This window comes from Desulfitibacter sp. BRH_c19, from assembly GCA_001515945.1.
Taxonomy (GTDB): domain Bacteria; phylum Bacillota; class DSM-16504; order Desulfitibacterales; family Desulfitibacteraceae; genus Desulfitibacter.
This window is the reverse complement of sequence record LOER01000004.1, coordinates 36167-58433: the sequence shown is the minus strand read 5'-3', so window position 1 is coordinate 58433 and position 22267 is coordinate 36167. Positions and strand designations below refer to the sequence as shown.

21 protein-coding genes are annotated in these 22267 nt (G+C 37.4%); 2 read left to right on the top strand and 19 right to left on the bottom strand.

Annotation, left to right across the window (positions count from 1 at the left end; all coding sequences use genetic code 11):
• Positions 1-7: 7 nt before the first annotated feature.
• From APF76_08920 to APF76_08850, 15 genes are all read right to left on the bottom strand, one after another.
• Positions 8-655 (bottom strand): ketohydroxyglutarate aldolase, encoded by a 648-nt coding sequence (locus APF76_08920; protein KUO53352.1) that lies wholly within the window; start codon positions 653-655, stop codon positions 8-10.
• Between the two features lie 15 nt (positions 656-670).
• Positions 671-1756 carry a hypothetical protein gene (locus APF76_08915; protein KUO53351.1) on the bottom strand — a complete coding sequence of 362 codons (1086 nt, stop codon included), beginning with the start codon at positions 1754-1756 and terminating at the stop codon, positions 671-673.
• 58 nt (positions 1757-1814) lie between these two features.
• A complete protein-coding gene (locus APF76_08910) occupies positions 1815-2852 on the bottom strand; it encodes a hypothetical protein (protein KUO53350.1) in 1038 nt (345 codons plus the stop codon).
• Positions 2853-2873: 21 nt separating this feature from the next.
• Positions 2874-4106: a C4-dicarboxylate ABC transporter permease gene (locus APF76_08905; protein ID KUO53445.1), complete on the bottom strand. Its 1233-nt coding sequence runs from the start codon at positions 4104-4106 to the stop codon at positions 2874-2876.
• Positions 4107-4167: 61 nt separating this feature from the next.
• Positions 4168-4677: a hypothetical protein gene (locus APF76_08900; protein KUO53349.1), complete on the bottom strand. Its 510-nt coding sequence runs from the start codon at positions 4675-4677 to the stop codon at positions 4168-4170.
• An 89-nt stretch (positions 4678-4766) separates the two neighbouring features.
• The gene (locus tag APF76_08895) at positions 4767-5831 is read right to left on the bottom strand and encodes an ABC transporter substrate-binding protein (protein KUO53348.1); all 1065 of its coding nucleotides are present in this window, start codon (positions 5829-5831) and stop codon (positions 4767-4769) included.
• A 135-nt stretch (positions 5832-5966) separates the two neighbouring features.
• Positions 5967-7265: a hypothetical protein gene (locus APF76_08890; GenBank protein ID KUO53347.1), complete on the bottom strand. Its 1299-nt coding sequence runs from the start codon at positions 7263-7265 to the stop codon at positions 5967-5969.
• 30 nt (positions 7266-7295) lie between these two features.
• A complete protein-coding gene (locus APF76_08885) occupies positions 7296-9023 on the bottom strand; it encodes a dihydroxy-acid dehydratase (protein ID KUO53346.1) in 1728 nt (575 codons plus the stop codon).
• Between the two features lie 155 nt (positions 9024-9178).
• Complete coding sequence (locus APF76_08880; protein ID KUO53345.1) at positions 9179-10243, bottom strand: hypothetical protein; 1065 nt, start codon at positions 10241-10243, stop codon at positions 9179-9181.
• 308 nt (positions 10244-10551) lie between these two features.
• Complete coding sequence (locus APF76_08875; protein KUO53444.1) at positions 10552-11706, bottom strand: hypothetical protein; 1155 nt, start codon at positions 11704-11706, stop codon at positions 10552-10554.
• A gap of 75 nt (positions 11707-11781) precedes the next feature.
• Positions 11782-12537: a 1-(5-phosphoribosyl)-5-amino-4-imidazole-carboxylate carboxylase gene (locus APF76_08870; protein KUO53344.1), complete on the bottom strand. Its 756-nt coding sequence runs from the start codon at positions 12535-12537 to the stop codon at positions 11782-11784.
• A 25-nt stretch (positions 12538-12562) separates the two neighbouring features.
• Positions 12563-13738: a hypothetical protein gene (locus APF76_08865; protein ID KUO53343.1), complete on the bottom strand. Its 1176-nt coding sequence runs from the start codon at positions 13736-13738 to the stop codon at positions 12563-12565.
• 36 nt (positions 13739-13774) lie between these two features.
• Complete coding sequence (locus tag APF76_08860; GenBank protein KUO53443.1) at positions 13775-14527, bottom strand: ABC transporter permease; 753 nt, start codon at positions 14525-14527, stop codon at positions 13775-13777.
• A 54-nt stretch (positions 14528-14581) separates the two neighbouring features.
• A complete protein-coding gene (locus APF76_08855) occupies positions 14582-15355 on the bottom strand; it encodes an ABC transporter ATP-binding protein (protein KUO53342.1) in 774 nt (257 codons plus the stop codon).
• Positions 15342-16307: a hypothetical protein gene (locus APF76_08850; protein ID KUO53341.1), complete on the bottom strand. Its 966-nt coding sequence runs from the start codon at positions 16305-16307 to the stop codon at positions 15342-15344. The genes APF76_08855 and APF76_08850 overlap by 14 nt, the downstream gene beginning before the upstream one ends.
• Before the next feature lie 481 nt (positions 16308-16788).
• Between APF76_08850 and APF76_08845 the strand changes: the two genes are divergently transcribed.
• Positions 16789-17217, top strand: coding sequence for a hypothetical protein (locus APF76_08845; GenBank protein KUO53442.1), 429 nt, complete (start codon positions 16789-16791; stop codon positions 17215-17217).
• A gap of 28 nt (positions 17218-17245) precedes the next feature.
• Here the strand turns inward: APF76_08845 and APF76_08840 are convergent, their stop codons facing one another.
• The gene (locus APF76_08840) at positions 17246-18157 is read right to left on the bottom strand and encodes a hypothetical protein (GenBank protein ID KUO53340.1); all 912 of its coding nucleotides are present in this window, start codon (positions 18155-18157) and stop codon (positions 17246-17248) included.
• Positions 18157-18774 carry a hypothetical protein gene (locus APF76_08835; protein KUO53339.1) on the bottom strand — a complete coding sequence of 206 codons (618 nt, stop codon included), beginning with the start codon at positions 18772-18774 and terminating at the stop codon, positions 18157-18159. Before APF76_08835 ends, APF76_08840 begins: the two co-directional genes overlap by 1 nt.
• A gap of 230 nt (positions 18775-19004) precedes the next feature.
• On the opposite strand from APF76_08835, the gene APF76_08830 reads away from it, so the two are divergent.
• The gene (locus tag APF76_08830) at positions 19005-19514 is read left to right on the top strand and encodes a hypothetical protein (protein ID KUO53441.1); all 510 of its coding nucleotides are present in this window, start codon (positions 19005-19007) and stop codon (positions 19512-19514) included.
• Positions 19515-19753: 239 nt separating this feature from the next.
• Here the strand turns inward: APF76_08830 and APF76_08825 are convergent, their stop codons facing one another.
• Positions 19754-21241 carry an arginine decarboxylase gene (locus APF76_08825; GenBank protein ID KUO53338.1) on the bottom strand — a complete coding sequence of 496 codons (1488 nt, stop codon included), beginning with the start codon at positions 21239-21241 and terminating at the stop codon, positions 19754-19756.
• A gap of 536 nt (positions 21242-21777) precedes the next feature.
• On the bottom strand, positions 21778-22179 hold the full coding sequence (locus APF76_08820; GenBank protein KUO53337.1) for a hypothetical protein: 402 nt from the start codon (positions 22177-22179) through the stop codon (positions 21778-21780).
• Positions 22180-22267 lie beyond the last annotated feature (88 nt).

Genomic DNA, 22267 nt, shown 5'->3' with positions numbered 1-22267 from the left:
CCTTAAGCTAAGCTCTCGCCTTTTGAACTTTCTTGACAAACTCTTTTGCCAAGGCAGTAATGGTTTCATAATCCCCTATTTCAGCACTCTTTGTTAAAGCGCCTCCAACTCCTACGGCTAAAGCTCCTGCACTTATCCATTTATCTACATTATCAATTGATACTCCCCCAGTAGGAATCAAAGGGGCATATGGTATTGGTCCTCTTATTGCCTTAATAATCCCAGGCCCTAATATCTCTCCAGGAAAAATTTTAATTACATCTGCCCCAGCTTCTAAACCTTCAACCACATCTCTTACAGTCATAGCTCCTGGCATTACAACTTTTTGGTATCTGTTAGCTGTACGTATCACGTTTAAGTTTAGACATGGACTAACTATAAACTGGGCTCCTGCAAGTATCGTCAATCTAGCTGTTTCCCCATCTAAAACAGTACCTGCTCCAATCAGTAGTTCATCCTTAGAATAGTGATTGGTCAATTCTTTAATTACATCAATTGCACCAGGAACTGTCATGGTTATTTCAATGGTATTTATGCCGCCTTTTTTCACAGCATCTGCAATTAATAACGCTTTTTGGCTATTTTCTGCTCTTACTACTGCAATCACACCATTTGAAATAATTCTTTGTAGAACTGTTATTTTTTCTGGCATCATTGTGGACACCCCCCATTATTGACCTAGATGTTTTGCTTTTTCATTTATTGCATAGATAGCTTTGCTAGCTTGTGCCACATCTACCTTCACAGGCATATAACCCATTTCATTTGATGCGACACCAACCTTAGCTACCAACTGAATATCCTTATCTGTTAACTGGCAAATTTCATCTAATGTAATTGGAACACCAATTGATTTTGCTAATTTAATGGCATCCATTATTTCTTGTTCTGGTCTTCCTTCTAATTCTAATAAGCACAAGTTACCATACCCTACAAGCTCACCATGGTATTTTTTATGGGCTTCATCAATATTAGTAAAACCAAAGTATATCGCATGGGCTGCAGCTCCCCTGCACTTATCGCCACCTAATACACTAGACATTCCTGCATGCCAGATAATAGCATCAACTGCTTGCTCTAGAGAATTTGATGGTTCATTTTTCTCAACTGATATCTTGGCATCAGGACCAAACTCAACTATTACATCATAACAAGCCTTTGCAAGAGCAACTGCTGCGATTGTCCAACTAGTTTTTGGTATTCTACTTGTAGTTGCTCGTAGTTCATACCATTTTGCTAGTGTATCTCCCATTCCAGCAAACAGCAGCCTATCAGGACCAGCAGAAATAATATCTGTATCAGCGAAAATCGCCTGCGGAATAGCTGATTCTAGACAATTTTCTAAATAAAAACCTTCTGGTGTATGGATTATTGACAAAGGTGTAAAAGGAGCACATGTTGCTGCAATGGTGGGAACTGTTACCATAGGCAGTCCTGCTTTATAAGCAGTTGCTTTACCAGTATCAATAGATTTTCCTCCCCCAATGCCTACTACTAAGTCAGCATCAGTTGCAGACACCTTTTCAACTAGTTTATTAATGTTATCCCAGGAGCACTCTCCTCCATACCAAAACGTATCTATGATCTCAATACCTGATTTCTCAAGAGACTTAATTAAATTATCCTTTACAGCCTCAAGTGATTTCTTGCCAGCGATTATTACCACTTTATTCCCAATGGGTTTACATACCTCTCCCATTTTTGCTATAACATTTCTTCCTCTAAAATATTTAGGTGGAACAAATGTAGTATCCATTAGCATACTCCTTTCAATAAATCTTTTTTGCCAAAGCTAACCTTCCCCTTTAATATTTCTAAGGAATTAGCATAACCTTACATGCCTCTCTTGACTGGAACAGCCTAAACCCTTCTTCCCACTTAATAAGCGGTAGTGAATGTGTTACAAGAGGTTTTAGATCAACCTGATTATTTCTGATGAGTCTGATACTTCTTTCCCATGCAGATGGCTTATGAGCGATTTCTCCAGTTACTTTGAGTTCCTTAAAAGCTATCAGGTCAAAGTTGATTGAAACTGCACTCCAAAAAAGGCCTAGTTGACAATATTTACCCCTCTTAGCTACTACTTCTAAGCACTGATTCGCAGATTGGCCTTTTCCTGCACATTCTAATACCACATCGGCACCATAGCCATGGGTAACTTTAGAAATCTTTTCCTTGTAATCATCTTTATAAATATCTAATACTACGTCTGCACCAAGCTTCTTTGCCAGCACAAGACGTTGTGCACTTGAAGTTGTTCCTAAGACAATAACAAAAGCTCCTTCAGCTTTAGCAACCTGAAGTGCTAATAAACCAATCGGGCCTGGACCTGAAATTACAACAAAATCTCCTGCAGATATTCCGGTGTTTTCAATAATTCCATGAACAACACATGCAAGGGGCTCAATTAAAGCACCTTCTTCATAAGAAATATTATCTGGTAAGACATGTACGTTTTTCTCAGGTACAACAATATAATTCGTAAAAGCTCCATCTAATTTTACTCCTATGTTTTTTCTGTCAGCACATAAATTATAAAATCCATCTTTACAATAAATGCATTTGTTACAGATATAACTCTGAGTTTCACTTGTGACCCTTTGCCCTACCTTAACTCTATTAACTCCTTCGCCGACTTCAACTATTTCACCTGAGAACTCATGACCTAAAACAACAGGAGGAACGGCTTTTATTGGTTCAACCATTCCATGATATAAGTGAATATCTGTTCCACATATTCCAGCAGCCATTATTTTTATCTTTACAAATCCGGCTGATGGACTAGTTGGAATTGGAACTTCCATAAGCTTCACTTGATCTGCATCATTTCCATACTTAACTAAACCGTACATGTATAAACCTCCTATTATCTACTATCTAAAAAGTTGAGGAAGGAATAATGATATCTGTGGAATATAGGTAATTACAAACAACCCTATAATCATCACAATAATAAAAGGCAAAATACCCTTTGACAATTTTTCCAAGGGAACTCCTGATATTCCGGAAGCAACGAATAAATTCACACCAACTGGAGGCGTCATTAGACCAATCTCCGCGGCAATAACTAACATAATTCCGAAGTGAATAGGATCTACACCCAAATTCAATACAATTGGTAAGAATAGAGGAGTAAAGATAATTATCAAAGACAAGGTTTCCATCCACATTCCGGCAAACAAAATAACTAAATTTATCAAAGCCAAAACAACCAATTTGTGTTCTGAAACCCCTAGAAGCATTTGGCCTAACATATTAGGAATCTGGTACATGGTAATTAATTTGCTAAAAGCTGCCGCCATTCCTACAATAATCATAACGCTTCCTGTAACCATTGCTGAGTTAACAAATACTCTAGGAAGATCCTTCCATTTAAGCTCTTTGTAGACAAAAATACCTATAATAAGACCGTATACAACTGCTACTACCGCTGATTCAGTAGGGGTAAAAATACCACTATAAATACCACCGAGGATAATGACAGGTGCTAATAGTGCCCAAAAACCCTCTCTTGCAACTTTCATGAAATTTTTCATTATAAAAGGCTCTCCCGAACCTTTATAACCCTTCTTTTTAGCGATGAAATATACAGTTCCTAATAAAATACTGGAAATAAATAGTCCAGGAAGAAATCCAGCTAAAAACATCTGTCCTATTGAAACATTTCCAACTACACCATAAATAATCATAGGAATAGATGGAGGAATCAGAATTCCTAAACCACCACCTGATGCCGCAACACTTGAAGCAAATGTTTTATGATAACCCCTTTTAACCATAGCCGGTATCATCATAGTTCCAATTGCAGCAACTGTGGCAGGACTAGATCCAGAAATGGCTGCAAAAAAAGCACATGCTAATATTGTTACCATACCAAGGCCACCCGTAAATCTTCCAACAACAGCATTTGCCACATCAATTAATCGCCTAGACAAGCCTCCCGTTTCCATTAAAGCGCCTGCCAAAATAAAAAATGGAACCGCCATAATTGCAAATGAATCTGTAGCAGAAAAAAGGTTTTGTGCTAAAAAAGCAAAGGGTATTCCCCCAACCCACAATGCTGCCATAGTTGAAACCCCAATGGTAAATGCAATGGGAACTCCCATAATTAAACATATAACGAAGGTTAACGCTAAAACTACTGGTGCAGACACTCTCTTACCCCCTTTAATCTATAACAATTTGTCTTTCTTCAAACTCTCCACCTTTAATCTCTTTTGCACGAATAATTACTTGCTGCACTAACCGGACTGACATTAATGCAAATCCAATAGGAATGGCCGCATAAACATATCCCATGGTTAGCCCTACTGCTGGAGATGTCTGCCCGTGACCTAGAATCATCATTGCAACGTTTTTACCCTGCACAGTCATAACAGATGTTAAAAATAGCCATATACAATCTGATACCAGCCCTAACCAAGCTGCTGCTTTTACAGGTAGAAATATCTCTGCTATCTGTACCCGAATATGTCTCCTATGCTTGATTGCCATGCTAGCCGCCAGGTAAACCAGCCATACGAAACAAAATCTTGCCAATTCCTCACTCCAAGATAGGGAGTAATTCAATAGAAACCGCGATAGTACTTGAAAAAAAGTCAACGTAGTCATTGTTGCAAAAATCACGACACATGATGCTTCCTCTAAATACTTATCTAGTAATTTAAGTACGTTCATAAAATCACCTCAATTCATAAATAACTAATCACATTTTTTTAAAAAGAGGGGTCTTAGTAAGACCCCTCTTAAATTATCCATAAAATTGCTTACTGCTGACCAGCTAATTCAATCTGTTCAAACATTTGTGCAACTAACTCTTCTCCAACTTCTTCACTATATTTTTCTATAGTTGGAAGTACAGCAGCTTGAAACTCAGCTCTAGCTTCATCAGACAAAGTAGTTACAGTCATACCATTTTCTTTTAGAACCTCTACGCTATTTTGCTCTTGTCTTCTAATTTCGTCTCTTTGCCAAGCATTGGCATGATCTGCCGCTTCTTGAAGAATTTGCTGCTCTTCAGCACTTAAATCATCCCAGAAAATCTTACTAATTAGCATTACAAATGGTGTATAGACATGGTTAGTAAGTGAAACGTGATCTTGTACTTCATAGAACTTTGAAAGTTCAATAGTGATTAGTGGATTTTCCTGACCATCAACAGTTCCCTGCTGCATAGCTGTGAATAATTCAGTAAATGCCATTGGAGTTGGGTTTGCACCTAAGGCTCTCCATGCATCTAAGTGAACTTTGTTTTCCATAGTTCTGATTTTTAAACCATCAAGGTCTTCTACACCAGCTACTGCGTGTCTGCTGTTCGTCAAGTTACGGAACCCATTTTCCTGGAATCCCAAACCAATTAAACCTTGGGCTGGAAGCATATCTAACATGGTGTCACCAAATGGACCGTCTAAAACAAAGTCTGCAACCTGACCATCAGCAAAGATAAATGGAAAGTCAAAAATCATATATTCTGGTATAAAGTTTGCTAACGGTGAAGTTGATGTAATAACCATTTCCAATGTTCCTAATTGTAAAGCTTCCATAGCTATTCTGTCATCACCTAGTTGCCCACTATGATATACTTCAACATCAAAAGCATCTGTTTTTGATTCTACAAATTTTTCAAATTCAAGACCCGATAAGTACGTTGGGTGTGCATCATTGATACCATTACTAATTCTGATAGTTTTAACTTCTTTAGCTTGAGGCTCCTCATTTGGTTCAGCATTTCCTTCATTATCGTTTGCTGCTCCTCCACATCCAACTAAAGCAACTGCCATAATCAACATAACTACCAGTAATAGCAACCCTCTTAATTTAAAAGATTTCATTAATTAAACTACCTCCTCTTATTTCTCTTCAAATTGTAATGCCTGTCTTTCATAAATCTTAGAACTTTGTATAGCATTTTAATCTATTCCTACCACCCCCTTCAAAAACTAGATAAAAATTTAAAGAATAAATTATTATAGCTGTGAAGGTCTTAATTGCAATCGTCCATTAGCATCAAAGAGAATTGCTTGTTCCTTCCCAAGAACTTCAATATCCTTATCCTTAATGTCATTTAAAAGTGGCTCAGAGACTAAGATTTTACTTAGTTCTAATGTATTTTTAATGAATACAACCTTGGCATCAGGTATTTTTACCATGTTACTGGTCCATAGTGCAATAACCAAAGCTTCCTTCTCAGTATTCATGGCTATTGGCAACTTTGCAGGGTCTAGAACTGTAGATGTTATTGAATTTGTATAGAGATAAGTAAAATCTATTTTTTCAACTAGACTCTTTGTAGTAATATCAGCCATGCCTATGCCACATGCATTACCTTTTGTTTTCTCTGTCAAGTCCAATACAACTAGCTTTTGGAAGGAAGGTCCATCAAAACCTGGCAAACCAGAACCTGGCCTTCCTACTATGTTTGGATCCATACCTGCTCCGCTAATGTCCTTGCCTATTTGTTCAATTAAAAGAACATCAAAGTTTCTAGGTATTAAATAACCCATGTAAGACTTTGCTTCTTTCAACAACTCAGGCTCTCTTATAAACAAAGTATCTGCAGGAACTGCCTCAAGCCTAGCAGTTTCATCACAAGCATTCTCTAAGATTGCCATTCCAAATAATATATTTGTCTTTTTTAAAATCTGTTTCCCCACTTCAGGTATTATAGTGTTGAATTGCTTAAATCCCATGTTATGAATATAGGAAGCGCCCTTGTGTTTACCTAGACCAATTACCAACATTTTCATAAGTCCACTTTCAAAAGATCCCTTAAAGTCTGTATGGGGCTTTATGCGATTTATTACAATAATTCCATCACTTTGATAGGCATTTTTGTCAAAATAAACAGGAACTCCATGCTCAGTTTCAGCTATTTTTACCGTTTCCATTGAGGATACTATTGGAGCACCAATCCTTTCTTCAGTAATGCCATACTCTTTAATCACCTTAATCTGGCCCTCAGCTGTAGCACCCCCATGACTTCCCATCGCAGGAATAATTATGGGCTTTGCGCCAAGTTTTTTCAGGTTTAGTACCGTTTGCTTAACTATCTCTTCCAAATTTACAATTCCACGACTTCCCACAGCTATTGCTATTCTACTACCTGGTTTTATAGATTTTTTTACTGCCTCTTTAGAAAACTCTAGATCAACGGCCATAGGAATATTTTCTAATTTATGTGCTTTAAATTTTTGTTGTATTGGAACTAACTTAGGTAGCTCTATATCATAGCCACCTTCAATTTTCACGTCGACATTATTAATCATTATAATTTCCTCCCTGAATACATTCGTGTCCTATTTATTCGTATCGAAATATGCGCCGTTCATGGGAGATGCAGCTAATTTCCTAAAGACATCTAGGATACCGGTGTGTTTTATATCAGGAGGCTGCCACTTAGCCTTGCGATCACTAAGAATAACTTCAATTTCTTTTAATGTCTTAATTTGACCAGAAACACCTACTATATTTAATGAATTATTTTCAATATCTATTTCTATAATATCGTTTTCCTCAACCAAAGCTATTGGTCCACCAGCAAGAGCTTCTGGTGACACATGCCCTATAGCCGGACCCCTAGTTGCCCCCGAAAAACGTCCGTCGGTAATTAAGGCAGTAGTAGAAACCAGTTTTTCATCCGAAGCTAGTGCTTCAGTTGTATAAAACATCTCTGGCATACCTGCACCCTGGGGACCTTCATATCTGATAATCAACACATCCCCTGGTTTGATGCTTCCAGTTCTGATAGCCTCTTGGGCTGCCTCTTCAGAGTCAAAAGGTCTTGCTGGTCCCCTATGTTTTTTCATTTCTGCTGCAATGGCAATATGTTTTACTACAGAACCTTCTGGTGCCAGGTTTCCAGTAAGAATTGCAACTGATCCCTTTGCATTTATTGGGTTTTCTATTGGTCTAATAATATCTTCCGGTTTTAAACAATATTTTCTTAAATAAGCATTGTTCTTCTCAATAAAGCCTGTTTCCTCAATCATTTCCAGATTCTCTCCCACTGTCTTGCCTGTCACGGTGAGAACATCCAAGTAAAGATAATCCCGTAGTGCAAGCATTACTGCCGGGACACCTCCTGCATACCAAAAGTATTCGGTAGCATGTTGACCTGAAGGCCGAACATTAACTATATATGGTATTTTCTGATTGATTTCATTAAATGTTTCGGGCTTAATTGAAATGCCTGCTTCCTTTGCTATTGCTGGCATGTGTAATAATGCATTAGTTGACCCACCTATTGCGGCATGTATCATTAATGCATTATAAAAAGCCTTTTCAGTTAGTATCATTCTTGTAGTTATCTTACCTTCTAGGAGACTCATAATTTGGCGAGCAGCCTGTCTAACAGCATACTTTTGTGCATTTAAAGCAACTGGCATTAAAGCTGTACCCGGTAAAGCTAGCCCTAATGCTTCAGACATTACCTGCATGGTACTAGCAGTTCCCATAAACTGACAAGCACCACATGTAGGGCACGCCTCCTTTTGATAATACTTGTATTCCTTTTCTGATATCTTATTTTGTTCCTTTAAAGCACCATAGGTTGCTGTCTGTTCTAAAGTTAAATTGTCAGGACCAGCTGTCATAGTGCCACCAGGAATATGGATGATGGACCTATCTAATCTAGCAGCAGCCATTAGATGGGCAGGTACTGACTTGTCACAGGACGAAATGAAAATGCATGCATCAACAACATTTGATTTGACATGAACTTCCACCATTCCAGCAATTAATTCCCTTGATAACAGAGAATAGTTCATACCATCATGGCCTTGAGCTATTCCATCGCAGATATCTGTAACATAAAAAACAGATGGCTTACCTCCGCTTTCTAATATACCTGTTGAAGCATAATCAACCAACTTATCCAGGTGAAAACTACCTGGATGACTATGCCCAAAGGTTGATTCTATGAGAATCTGTGGCTTATCTAAATCATCCTCAGTCCAATCCATAGCTAATCTTAGCGGATCAATTTCCCACCCTTTTTTCCTAAGTTCTTGAGACTTTAGCTCCATATTTTTTCCTCCTTATAATGTACTCTGCAGCTGAGGAATGTCCCCAACTTGGTGTACGGGGAGTATTGCTACGAAGCAGCTCTTGAATTCTCACATCTAACATCCCACTTCGCACTTCCATGGACAGGAATGTCCCCAACTTGGTGGTTAAATACTTAGTACTTGTGGTTTCTAGCTGTTGTAATCATTGCTTTTAGGTTATCCAGCGGACTATCAACGGCTACTTCACAGCCGGAGCCTAGTATAAAACCACCATTGTCTCCTGCGTTTTCAATGCATCTTTCGGCCTCTTGCTTGACAAGCTCTGGACTTCCCTGCAGTAAGACTTGTGTAGGGTGAAGATTTCCTAATAAACACGCCCTATGTCCAACAGCCTCCTTTGCAGCTTTTAAATCCACCTTATAATCAATTTCTATAATTGGAGCCCCTGTATCAGCCATCAGACCCAAAACCTTTGTAGTGTTACCGCAAATATGTAATACGGCAGAAGCCTCGTACTTTTTGGAGTACTGATTTATCTCCTGAAAGAATTGTTTTTCGTAGGGAAATGCCCATTCTTCATACATTTTCGGAGAAATAACATCAATAGATGCTAGAGAATCTCCTGCCTGTACTATATGTGCACCAGCATCAATTTCTGCCTTTGCAAACTCAGTCAAAGCTTCTGTTGTTAATTGCATTAGTTTTCTAAGAAGCTTAGCACTTTTGCCATCAGGGTCATGTTTAGTCATTGCCAATTCCATCAAAAATCTTTCTGTGCCCATTAGATGGGAAGCCAATGAAAATGGGCCAGTACCCGTACCACGAATGGTCACCTTATCCTGCATTTTTTTTGCTAAGATGCTGATTGCCTTTAAATATACAGGCATTCTTCCATCAGATAAAGGATTTGGTACTTTCAATTTATTTATATCTTCTAGTTCATTTATAACAGGTTTTTTTAATGTCGGTGTAGAATCATATTCTAAATCTATCGTAATTCCAAAACCTTCAGCAATGTAATAATTGTCACTTTGGACAACCAACATATCCTGTCCTAATATTGTCCAGGCTGTATATTGCGCTTCAGCCATCTTCTCTCCATCAGTACAATATTTTGAGATTGGTACACCAGCTAATCTAGCCCCATAGTTGCCCATGTATGGTGCAACAGGAACTACATCAGGCTTTTCCAATTTAATTGCCTTAGATACTCTTTCACGGGAAGTTAATTCAAACAAGTCACAACGCCTCCATTGTTGCATAATACGAAACTATAATTCATCATGTTGAACAATAATATTCTCTGAATCTTTTAAAATTCCTTCCCAAAAACAAAAAAAATTATATTCTTTTTAATTTTCTTACTAATGGTTAAGAAAAATAAATGTTGGCAAAGCAAAGTACCCATGCTACAATAAAGTTACCATATAAGAAATTCGATTTCGCATTATGAAACAAAATATGGGTGTTATTTATTCTAATACGCCTCCTCCTCACTCAAATATATAATATATAAAAGACAGGCATCCTTCTAGATGCCTGTCTTTTATATATCCTTATTATTTTCGTATATGACAATTGCTTTTTGGTAAATAACTTTAAGTGGAATTCCTTTTTCTTGGGCTATTTTTTTACAGTCCTCATACTCTGGTGAAATATTTACTGATTCATCTTGGTAAAAAGCTAGCTTTATATTCACCTCACCCCATGGAGTCTCTACTTTTTGGGATTCTCGTTTAAGCATTATCTTTTCAACAGGATATATCCTTACACCTATACTAGTTGTTTCTTTAAAAATAACCGAAAGAATAGCAGGCTCTATATCCTTTGCATATAATACACTCAGTTTTAATGCAGGGCGGTTCTTCTTCATTTGAATGGGTGTTATGTAAACATCCTTTGCTCCTGATTGAAACAGTTTTTCCATGACAAATTCCATAAATTCATGATTCATATCATCTATGTTGCACTCAAGAACCCACTGTTTCTCTTCATTTAAGACATTATTTACTTTACTCCGCTCTCCCGCTTGTAAATACCCAAGAGATACCCTAAGGACATTGGGTATTGACAGGTCTTTTGTGCCTGCTCCATATCCAATTCTATCTACCTTCATTAGTGGCATTTTACCAAATCCATTTGCTAATGTACTAAGGATGGCTGCTCCTGTAGGAGTTATAAGTTCACCTTTAATTTCAGTAGAATATATAGATGCTCCTTTTAAAAGTTCTAGAGTGGCTGGTGCAGGTATAGGCATCATCCCATGTTGACAGGCAACAAAACCACTACCTGTATGTATTGATGAAATATATATTTCATCCACTTGAAGCTTGTCCAATAGAATTGCAGTACCTACTATATCTACTATTGCATCAATGGCACCTACTTCATGAAAGTGTATTTTATCTACTGTTGTTCCATGTATTTTTGCTTCAGCTTCCCCTAGTCTAGTGAAAATTTTAACTGCAGTATCTTTCACTTTTTGATTAAGAGAGCTTTCATTTATGATATTTTTTATTGTTGTAAGTCCCCTATGGGGAGAATCCTCTTCCGTTATTACTACATCAGCTTTTGTGGCTTCTATTCCCCTTTTATTTACCTTTTTCACTGCAACTTCAAAACCCTTTAATGGAAGTTTATAGAGCTCAGAATTTAGTTCTTCTACACTTATTCCTAGACTTAAAAGCGCACCTAATGTCATATCTCCACTTGCACCTGCTGAGCAGTCAAAAAATAATATCTTTTTCAATAAAGCTCCTCCTCGTTAATCTTTTACCTATTCTTCACCAAGGGCATTAATCAAGGATGCTGAATACGCCGCCCCAAAGCCATTATCAATATTTACAACACTAACTCCACTAGCACAGCTATTTAACATTGTAAGTAAAGCTGATATACCGTTGAAGCTTGTGCCATAGCCAACACTAGTAGGCACAGCTATGATAGGCTTATCTACTAAGCCACCAACAACACTTGCTAGCGCCCCTTCCATGCCTGCTACAACAATAATGACTTTTGCGTGGTTAAGCTTTTCTCGTTGTGCTAGTAGTCTATGTATTCCTGCAACTCCTGTATCATAGATACGAACAACATTATTCCCCATTGCTTCAGCTGTAATGGCAGCTTCTTCCGCAACTGGTAAATCTGCTGTACCCGCACTTAGTATGACAATACACCCCTTATTTTTTTTCTCACCTTGTTCTATTATGAGTATATTAGATTGTGGATAATATATGGCATCTGGAAGCCGATCCTTAATTAATTCATATACTTCCTTTTTAACTCTAGTTGCTAGTACGTTGCTACAGCTTTTGCCCTTTAGCTTGAGCATTATGTTTACTATTTGTTCAGGAGTCTTTCCTTCACCATAAATCACCTCTGGAAACCCTTTTCTTAGCTGTCTATGGTGGTCAATTTTGGCATAACCCAAATCCTCAAAGGGTAAATCCTTAAACTCACAAATAGCCTTTTCAATATCAGTATCTCCTGACTTTACAGATAAAAGTAACTGCCTTATCATATTTTCATCCATGATTACCACCCCATTATTTATCAATTTACTTAGTTTGTAATACTTTACTTTTGTAGGACCAATAGTAAATCCATGTCAAACATCCTAAAAGCAGTGTAACTGTTCCCCCAACAAAAAATGCCATATTATATGACATAATGCTTGCTACCACGCCCAGTATAAAGCCAGCCAAAGAGATGCCAAGGTCAAATGCATTTCCAAAAAAAGAAATAGTAAATCCTCTGTTTCTAGGTGAGCATTTATCTATTGTAAATGCTAAAAGCCCGGTGTGTCCTCCTCCAAATCCTAAACCTATTAGAGCACAGGCAATATAAAAGTACATGTCACCTGTAAAAAAAGCAATAATATACATGCCAGCAGCAGTTGCCAGGATAGTTGGTAGTATAACTATTTCTCGCCCTATCTTGTCTGAAACCCTGCCAACAATATACCTACCTACCACCAAGAAGATTCCTAAGAAAGCAAATAAGTATCCAATATTGCCTACTCCAAGCTGATTAGCAAAAACCGCCATGAAAATTAGAATGCTCCCAAAGGAAAAAGCTAACCCCAAACCAATCATAGTTGGTACAAATAAAATGGGATCTTGCACAAGGTCTTGCCAAGAGCTTTTTGGAACATCCTTGTTCGAGAAGCTAGTAGATGTCTTTTCTTCTTTTACAAAGGAGATTATTAGTAGACCAACTGCTGCAATTAAGGCGGACACAGCAAAAACCCAATTAAAGCCATAGAAGTCCATTAGCCAAAAGCCAATAAGAGGTCCTATAATAATGGCAGATGCATCTCCTATTCCTTGGAGAGCTAACGCCTGCCCCCTGTTTTGTTGGTCAACTTGTTCCGCCATAAGGGCCTGTGTGGCAAGCACTACACCTGCCATACCTATACTCTGAAATATCCTAACCAGGGCTATCCACAGAAAACTATCTCCCATAAGCAAAAATACTGGAGATAAGAAGGAGGCAAGCATTCCTATAATAAGTATTCCCCTTTTGCCGTTCACATCACTCCACGTACCCATTATTGGTCGAACTATAACTGTAACAATTCCAGTTATACCTATCAACCAACCAATTGTACTTGGGCTTCCCCCTAAGCCTTCAATATAAAGAGGTAGTGGAAGCTGTAATATGTCAAGGCTTACGAAAAAACTAAATGTTATTAGAAATAAGAAAACCATGTTACGAAGATTAGTTTTAGTCATATTTAATACTCCATTCAAAGATTATCATACAAAATATTATTTTTCTAGGTGTTTCCATCTACAGAACATCTTCTCAAATAAGTCTATCATAATATACATGAAAAATCCTAACATTCCCATTCCTATAATTCCTGCAAACATCCTAGAATAATTAAACCTACCCATGGAATCCATTATATAGTATCCAAGCCCTTCCTGGGTAGCATAGGCTTCTGCTATAAAAAGTACGGCAATGGAAGTGCCCAGGGCAACTCTTAGAGCAGTTAATATTTCAGGAAGGCACCCCAAAAAATATACATGAAAATACAAGTGCCAGTTTCCTGCGCCTAGGGACTTAACAGACATAATAAGACCTGGATCTATACCCCTTGCTGCATCTCTGGTGGTAACAAGTATTTGATAAAATACAATAAGTGAGATTAGAAATATTTTTGAGCTATCACCATAACCAAGCAAAATTAAAAGTACTGGTAAAAAGACAATCTTGGGTATTGGGTAGGTTAGGTAGATCATAGGTGCAATATAGGAATCTAGCTTTTTATGAGTTCCAAATAATATACCTAAGGGTATTCCAACCAGTAGTGCAAAAAGTAAACTCACACCAATCCTATAAAAACTTACCCAGGCATGTGTTGCCAGTCCCATTTGAATTTGGGCGACAAACTCCAGTAATGCTGCTCCTGGAGGTGGTAATACTGGCTTATCGACTAATCCAGAAACAAGCCACCATAATATAAGCAGTACTGCTACTGCTATATAATAAGGTTGCCAGGCAAATATTTTATTAATGCTTTTTTGTAAAAGTTTTTGCAAATTTCTCACCCGTATTCTGCATTTATTAAATTACTGAAGCAGAGATCTTAAAAAAGCACACCCATCATAAAATTCCTTTTTTCCTCTATAAGAAATATCTCCTGCCAGCGGATTATCTACTACGTTTATGATAGTCCCTGGATTTTTGGACATGACAAATATCTTTTGCCCCATTAAAACAGCCTCTTCAATATTATGAGTCACAAGTACAATACTAATTTTTGCTTTTTCCCATATGCTTAGCAATAAACCTTGCAGGCTCTCTCTTGTCAACGCATCCAGAGAGGAAAAAGGTTCATCCATAAGAAGAAGCCTTGGCTGCAGAGCCAGGCTCCTTGCTATAGCAACCCTTTGTCTTTGACCACCACTAAGTTGGGCAGGAAAACGTTTAGCAAGGTTATCAATAGCTAAATCAGTTAATATGGAATTAACCCTTTGTCGTGCATCATTTTTGGATACACCCCTAATTAAAAGGCCTAGTACCACATTCTGTTCGACAGTTTTCCATGGTAGTAAACCATAATCCTGAAGGATTAACGTTGTGTCATTTCTTCTTGACAGAAGGAGTTGACCATCAATATAGACTTCCCCTTCCTGTGGCTTTAATAGTCCAGACAAAACATACAATAGTGTACTTTTTCCACATCCTGAAGGCCCAATTATTACGGAAAATTCTCCGGGATTAATGTCTAAGTTTACATCCATTACAGCTTCTACTTGTTCATCCTTTTGTTGATAGACCACATTTAATGACTTCACGTGTACAAACGAGCTGTTGTTGTTTTTATTTTTAGTAAAGTCCATTACTTATCAAATCCTCATATTTGATGGGAGTATCCAGCAATTCTTTTTTTACAAGCCAATCGTACACCTTGTCCAGATCATTTTGCTCAGGTACTTTAGGCTCGGGAAATACAGGAACAGAATAAGTATCCTTTATTGCTTCAGGAACCCCAGTCTCTGTTATAAAAAGCTCATGATATTTTTCTGGATTGGAATTAATTGCCTCTACTGATTTTGAATATCCCTTATAAAAACTTTTTAAAACATCTCTTTTCTCTTCCACAAATCCTGATTGGAATAAGAGTACAACTTGGGACAGATTATTGCCTTCTGTATCATCTGCAATTAATGTTGCCCCCTGGATTTGGGCAAATGATAATAGTGGCTCTGGTAAAATAGCTGCATCGAGCTGTCCACTCATTAGCATTTCTAACCTTACAGGTATTTTGGGAACTGAAACCTTTTCAACAAAGTTTTCATCATCTATACCTTCTTGCTCCAATAGTCCGTCTAAAACATATTCTATAATTGTATGATACGACATGCCAACTTTTTTTCCTTGTAAGTCATGTAGATTCTTAATTTCTGACCCAGGGGCTGCTACTATACCAAAGGGTCCTTCCTCTGGTGTAACACCTAGTGAAAGAGATCCAATCTTCACCGGTACTCCTGCACCCTCTAATGAATATGCCACAATTACATCAGTAATTATACCATCAAGGTTGCCTGACTGAAAGGCGCTTTCCTTTTCTACAGCACTTTGGAAGGTGACCAATTCTATTTCTACACCTATTTCCTTAAAGTAACCTTCCTCTATTCCAACCACAAGGGGAAGCATATCCCCAATTGGGAAGACACCTATTTTGATAGTATTTTCCCCATTTTGCCCGCTCGACTGTGAATTACCACAGCCAGCAAGTAGAATGGGCAACAATAAAACCGTTAAAATTGTTATAATTATTTTCTTTTTCATTCTAATCACTACTCCTTTAACCTAAAGTGAAACTGCTTTTTAAAAAAATGAACGGCGGTTCATTTTTTTCTCTGAGTTAACTTCTCTTTTTTTGTTTAAAATCCTTCTTTTATATAAAGGTTTTAAAATCAAAATTCAGCAGAAATTCCCCTGGTAAAGACAACCAGAGGAACCATTGATACATAATTGGAATAATGTGGTCTATAGAGTTAAAAAGAGAGGAGTGAATAATATGATTTATGTAGTTCAACCTGGAGATAGCCTGTTTGTCATTGCACAACGTTTCAACGTCAGTATCGAAGCCTTACTAGCAGATAACCCGCAAATTACTGACCCTAACTTGATATTTCCTGGTCAAATAATAGGTATCCCGCTACCCGGTCCTACACCACCTTCGGTTCCCGGCATCACCTATATTATACAACAAGGAGATACATTATTTTCCATTGGCCTCAGTTTTGGAGTAAGCGTTGATGACCTGATGGCTGCCAATCCACAAATTGAAGACCCTAACGCTATCTTTCCAGGTCAGGTAATAACAATTCCCACAGGCCCCACACCACCACCCATACCACCACCAAGTTTCACTTATGTTGTTCAACCTGGTGACACATTATTTGTCATTGCCGGACTTTTTGGAGTTAGCCTTAATGCTCTAATTGCTGCTAACCCTGAAATTGCAGATCCTAACTTTATATTCCCAGGTCAGTTTATTAGAATTCCTACAGATGATCTGCTTCCTCCACCTCCATCCGGCGGCTCTGTCTATATTGCGCAGCCCGGTGATACCCTTTTCTTCATAGCCCAACGTTTTGGAGTAAGTCTTAATGAATTAATTGAAGCAAACCCTCAAGTAAGTGACCCAAATCTCATTTTTCCAGGCTTGATTATTATTATCCCGCCAGTTTAGAGCAGTCTAACACCCCCACCTGGGGGTGTTAGACACTTATTTTTTCAAACAATTCATGGGTTCCTGCAGCAATAACTTTAAATCTCAAATCCTTTAAAAGACTGTGATCATTTACTATCCTGGTCAAAAAGTCAGCGGAATACTCAGGAGCTGCTTTTCCTTTATTTAATATCTGAAAAGCATAAATACCTCCTGCTTCCTTAACCAGATGATAGGATTGACAGACATCTGTTACTTTTAATCTCCCCGAATCAGAAATATAAGCATCATATTGACCACAAGCAACCTGACATAAATCTAAGTGTGAGCTTCCCAATCTACGTTGGATAATATGTGAAGAAATCAAACTGTATAAGGGTTGAGAGATTTCACTTATATTATCTAAATCAATTCCAATAATACATTTTTCTTCTAGAGTTCTTACTGGAGATACCTTAATAGGAATTGTAGAATACCCATCACTAAAATAAGCACCCTCACCACTTATTCCATAAAATACCCATTTTCTAAAAATCTCCTTATGGAGACTGATAGTTATTGCATCTGCCATAAGTTTTTCATACAAGTCACTTACATAGCCAATTGCTAAGGACATGGTTATATTCGGAGCAGGGGTAAAAAATGATCTTATATTATTGGAGCCATCTACTGGGTCTAGAATAAGAAAATATTCAGGGCACCCAGAACCCATGAATTCAACTCCAGTCTCTTCACTTATTATTAGAAGTGGGTGGATTTTGGTAGTGCTCTTGAATATATCAATAATTCTCTGATTTACCTTTTCATCAAACAGGGTAATCTTGTCCCCACATGAATTAACCCTATCAAAATGGGTATGTAATTGCACTTTATCACTTAAAAGTTTTTTTACATAAAAGGAAACTTCCTCTGCAATATGTAAACCAATCTCAAGCAAATCTTTAGAATTTAACCTTACCATTACTCTACTATTTCCATTACTTCATTCAAAGGCTTTCTAGGACGTGCCTGGGGAACTTCTAAAGGAACCCCTACAGGAATAACTGCTGCTAGCTTCCATTCTCCTACAACCCCCAAAACCTTCTCAATTTCTCTTGCAGCTACATTTGGCGCTGTCATCCAACAACCACCATAACCCATAGAAGTGGCAGCAAGGAGTATATTTTGAATCGCACCGGCTATGCTTTGAATTCCTGGATTAGCACTTACCTTAGCTATTTCATGGGGGCCCATTTTATCCCCGACTAAATCTTCTAAGAAACCCTTTGCAGGACTATGAAAGGCATAAATCACAACAGGAGCATTATTAAAAAACGAACTGTAAAATCTCCACCCCTTAACCGATTCCTTGACTTCATATCTTTCAACCAAGGAATTTATCTTAGCTAAAACAGTTTTCGAAGCCCTAGTGTTAATTTCTTTATTATAAACTACTTTGAAAAACCACTTTTGTGTATTATGGGCACTAGGTGCTAATGTCCCAATTCTAATTATCTCTTTTATGTCTTCCTTGGGAATACTATTTGATTTAAATTTACGAGTGCTTCTTCTCTCTTCTGCAACTTTCTTAAAATCCATCATAAAAACCTCCTATGGTATAGAATTCAGGAGTCAGTAGCCATAATGCAGCTTAATCTCCAAAAATTTTGTGCTGTTTAGTTGTTTTAATCATTTTAGGGCAAACTTGAAAATATGGCAAGTTTTTGCGAAAGTCAAGGTTATATAAAGGACTTTCCATAACATAAATAGAATAGTATAATGTTGCGTATACAAAGGAGGCAACTTAGTAAATGGGAACTTTTAGAACAATTGCGAAAAAGATACTTTTAAATGAAATTGTACTTGCAATAATATTTGCACTACTATTAAAGGCATACATAATGGACAGCCGTTATGTACCTAGTTCTTCAATGCACCCTACCTTGCAAGTTAACGATAGATTACTTGTAAACAAACTCAGTTACAAATTCGGTGAGATGCAAAGAGGTGACATAATAATCTTTCAGCCACCTCCAAGTGTAGAATCCGAGTACGATTATGTTAAAAGGCTAATCGCAATGCCAGGTGATATAGTGGAAGTAAAAAGTGGTATTCTATATGTTAATGGAGAGCCCCAGGAAGAGGACTATATAAATGAAATTCCGAATTATGAATTTCCAGCCACACAAGTACCAGACAATAGTCTGTTTGTTATGGGTGATAACAGAAATTATAGTTTTGACAGCCACCTTTGGGTTGACTGGTTACCTATAGGCGATGTGAAAGGAAAAGTTTTTTATAGGTATTGGCCGATTAGCAGAATAGGCACAGTTCAATGAAAAAAAGCAGTTACATGGTAACCCCATGAACTGCTTTTATGCTTTATTGTTCTTTTTCTATTAATTGTTCTTTTTCTATGGTTCCAGTATCTGCTGTTTCAATTACATTATGAGGAAATATATTAACACCTAGATCCTTACTTTGTCTTAGTACATAATAAAAAACCGCTACGATTACACCTATCCCAAAAACTACACCCCAAGTACTCATCATGACCCCTCCGTTAGTATCAACTTGTTTAGCTTATCTGATCCTCTGTCTTAGCTAGTGTCAAAACAGGTTTTAGAACCTTAATATAATCTATCTTTGGATCTTCTGTTCCTTGTAAGTCTGCCTGTTCATTTTTTAAAACCTGAACATAATCAATGGTTTCTTGACTAATATACTCTCCAGGACAGACTAAAGGAATTCCAGGTGGATATGCCATAATCATTTCTGCACTAATTTCCCCGACAGCTTCTATAAGTAGTATCCTTCTTGTTTCACCATACATGGCATCCCTGGGTGATACAGATACTGTAGGTATTGCAGGCCATGGAGGTACATATTTAAGAAGTTTCTCAAGCTGTCTTCCCTCTGCAATTTCCCTGCAGGAATTAATGAGATATTGGATAGTATGCTCATCATCAGCAAGGGTTAGTAAAAATATTACATTGTATAAGTCGGCTAGTTCTACTTGGATTTTGTAATCTCGCCTTAATATTCTTTCCATATCATATCCAGATAAACCAAGGCTTTTTAAATTGATAGTCACTTTTGTTATATCATATTTTTGACATCCAGAAGTTTGTTCTTCAGGTTCAAATAGTTTAATTCCTGGTATTTTTCTCATTTCTTCCCTTGCCCATCTTGCTAATTCAAGGGTTTTTGTTGCTATTTCTCTCCCATTTAGTGCGATTTGTTTCCTAGCAACATCTAATGATGACATTAACACGTACGATGGACTTGTTGTTTGAGTTATATTTAAAACTGCTTTAACCCTCTGTGAACTTATTAATTTACTCTTAATAAGCAACATAGAGCTTTGGGTCATAGATCCCAGAAGCTTATGGGTTGAACTAGCAGCTATATCCGCACCAGCTTGCATAGCTGATAATGGAAGGTCATCTGAAAGATGGAGATGGGCACCATGGGCTTCATCTACTAAAACTGGAACTTCATACCTATGAGCTAATTTTACTATTTCCTCTAATTTAGAAGATGTACCATAGTAGTTGGGATTTATCATAAAGATAGCCTTTGCCTCTGGATGCTCGTCAAGGGCAGCTTTTATAGTTTCTACTGAGACTCCTGTGGATATCCCATACTCTAAATCCATTTCAGGTCTTACATAAATAGGAATAGCACCGCTGATAATCAAACCGCCAAATGCAGATTTGTGAGCATTCCTTGGCAAAATAACCTTATCACCTGGTTTACAAACAGACATAATCATAGCCTGAATACCATTTGTAGTTCCATTTACAAGGAAAAAAGCTTTATCAGCTCCAAAGGCTTTAGCGGCCAAGTCTTCTGCTTCAGCAATAACTCCTATTGGGTTACAAATATTGTCGGTATCTGGCAAGCATGTTAAATCAATACCCAACGTATTTTTACCAACAAATTCACAAAACTCTGGTATTCCTCTGCCTTGTTTGTGACCTGGTACGTGAAAGGGTATTGTATCGTCTGTCATATATTTTTTTACTGCATCGAAAACTGGAGTTTTAGATTGATGATTTAACATCTAGCTCACCGCCTTTCTTACAAAACAATATCTACCAAGAATAATTAGACCACAATTTTTAATAAAGTTCAATATTAAATTCACAACTTTTCAAGTAAAATACAGATACTTTATCCGATGACTATCACCGCTAGCCTTGCATGGGTTCAGCTATGTCAACAAGTTGACAAGTTTCACTCCAAGACTCCCATCTTCTAGCCTTGCACTAGTATTTCTACGCATTGCTAAAACACAATGCTAGAACTACGGTCGTAAGTGGGAGATAAGCGGTGCTATGTCCCTGGATAACGGTTTCCCCTAAAGGATTAGCTCAGCTAAACATTTAATCTGCTGATTAAATGAAGTTTCGCTCTATAACCTTCAGATGGAGTAATTCAGTGAAACTTAGTTCAGATGCTTTTTTCTGAACTGTAGTTGAACTAATCCTGTGGGAAACTCCACCTGAAGTCAAGAATCCTGTTTATTAGTATTGGCAGTAGAATCAAAAAGACCCAGCTAAAGCTACCTTCAGCTAGGTCTTAGATTATGTTCAACTATTAGATTACATCATTATAAGTATATAACGTATATGTTTCTTCATGCTGATAGTCTTGTCTATAATTTATTTCATCAACCTCATGAACTAGAATAGCATATTTTGCTTCTGGATCAAAATTGGGAGGAATCTCTTTTCTATCAGAGTAAGTGGATTTGTTATAAACTAACTGTTCGAATTGAGTAATTTTACCCAATGTAATGGATTCAGGTCTAGTTGATGCAATGCCGATTACTTTTTTTGTATGCTCTCTGTTTCCAGCCCAGTCATACTTCATTTTTATATCTTCATTGGTTAAAACCCTTTTTAACTCCTCTACATTTTGGACCGCTTTCTTCTTAATAGCAGTTTGATTACCCTCCACCTCTTGAACTAGTCTTTTAACATGGTCCAAATTCACCATTATTAATTCCTCCTTCCGATTTTATGGTCATAATATCTCAACAAGTCTACCTTGCTGCACATTTGCATTTTTGAGTTTACATATCCCT

Coding starts and splice junctions, on each gene's coding strand:
- APF76_08915 (KUO53351.1), bottom strand. CDS start 1,756: ATGGATACTACATTTGTTCCACCTAAATATTTTAGAGGAAGAAATGTT.
- APF76_08865 (KUO53343.1), bottom strand. CDS start 13,738: ATGACTAAAACTAATCTTCGTAACATGGTTTTCTTATTTCTAATAACA.
- APF76_08890 (KUO53347.1), bottom strand. CDS start 7,265: ATGATTAATAATGTCGACGTGAAAATTGAAGGTGGCTATGATATAGAG.
- APF76_08850 (KUO53341.1), bottom strand. CDS start 16,307: ATGAAAAAGAAAATAATTATAACAATTTTAACGGTTTTATTGTTGCCC.
- APF76_08920 (KUO53352.1), bottom strand. CDS start 655: ATGATGCCAGAAAAAATAACAGTTCTACAAAGAATTATTTCAAATGGT.
- APF76_08825 (KUO53338.1), bottom strand. CDS start 21,241: ATGTTAAATCATCAATCTAAAACTCCAGTTTTCGATGCAGTAAAAAAA.
- APF76_08895 (KUO53348.1), bottom strand. CDS start 5,831: ATGAAATCTTTTAAATTAAGAGGGTTGCTATTACTGGTAGTTATGTTG.
- APF76_08840 (KUO53340.1), bottom strand. CDS start 18,157: ATGGTAAGGTTAAATTCTAAAGATTTGCTTGAGATTGGTTTACATATT.
- APF76_08855 (KUO53342.1), bottom strand. CDS start 15,355: ATGGACTTTACTAAAAATAAAAACAACAACAGCTCGTTTGTACACGTG.
- APF76_08910 (KUO53350.1), bottom strand. CDS start 2,852: ATGTACGGTTTAGTTAAGTATGGAAATGATGCAGATCAAGTGAAGCTT.
- APF76_08905 (KUO53445.1), bottom strand. CDS start 4,106: ATGGGAGTTCCCATTGCATTTACCATTGGGGTTTCAACTATGGCAGCA.
- APF76_08870 (KUO53344.1), bottom strand. CDS start 12,537: ATGGATGAAAATATGATAAGGCAGTTACTTTTATCTGTAAAGTCAGGA.
- APF76_08820 (KUO53337.1), bottom strand. CDS start 22,179: ATGGTGAATTTGGACCATGTTAAAAGACTAGTTCAAGAGGTGGAGGGT.
- APF76_08900 (KUO53349.1), bottom strand. CDS start 4,677: ATGAACGTACTTAAATTACTAGATAAGTATTTAGAGGAAGCATCATGT.
- APF76_08875 (KUO53444.1), bottom strand. CDS start 11,706: ATGACATTAGGTGCGCTTTTAAGTCTAGGAATAAGTGTAGAAGAACTA.
- APF76_08835 (KUO53339.1), bottom strand. CDS start 18,774: ATGGATTTTAAGAAAGTTGCAGAAGAGAGAAGAAGCACTCGTAAATTT.
- APF76_08845 (KUO53442.1), top strand. CDS start 16,789: ATGGCTGCCAATCCACAAATTGAAGACCCTAACGCTATCTTTCCAGGT.
- APF76_08885 (KUO53346.1), bottom strand. CDS start 9,023: ATGGAGCTAAAGTCTCAAGAACTTAGGAAAAAAGGGTGGGAAATTGAT.